The sequence below is a fragment of the Mesorhizobium sp. M7A.F.Ca.CA.004.12.1.1 genome, assembly GCF_003997835.1.
In the GTDB taxonomy this organism is placed as follows: domain Bacteria; phylum Pseudomonadota; class Alphaproteobacteria; order Rhizobiales; family Rhizobiaceae; genus Mesorhizobium.
Map to the genome: position 1 here is coordinate 1 of NZ_RZRK01001510.1, position 443 is coordinate 443.

At 68.8% G+C, this 443-nt stretch carries 1 protein-coding gene; it reads right to left on the reverse strand.

The genetic code is table 11. The features are described from left to right. Positions 1-69 precede the first annotated feature (69 nt). Positions 70-443 (reverse strand): PfkB family carbohydrate kinase (locus EN984_RS37295; protein ID WP_245480220.1); only part of this gene is annotated, 374 nt, incomplete at its 5' end.

The following is a 443-nucleotide window of genomic DNA, read 5'->3' on the forward strand; positions in this document are numbered from 1 at the left end:
CTCCAATCCGGAATGCGGCGCGTCCGTCGGGACACCAGGCAACATCGCGGCCCTATGAATTCGCCGGTCTCATGCCACTTCCCTGGCATCCGGCACAAGAGCCAGCGCTTCCGCGAAGCTTGAGGCGGTGAACTCGGGAACGGCGTTGGCGCTTTCGATGGCAAGCGTCGCCCCGGCGATGCCTTCGCGCAGGGCCACCCGCAGCGGCAGTCCGCGCAGCAAGGCAGCGACCGTTGCGCCCGCCAGCGCATCACCGGCCCCGGTGACGTCAGCGACCTTTCGGGGATTGGGCGGCATGATCGAAAAGGCGCCTGTTTCATCGAACCCCAGCACGGGCGCGTCGCCTGCCGTGACCACGCCACTGACGAGGCCGCTGCATCGCAACCCGTCGACGACCTCGCGCTCCCTGGCATTCGCGGCGACGCCGGCCAGCGCCATGGCCT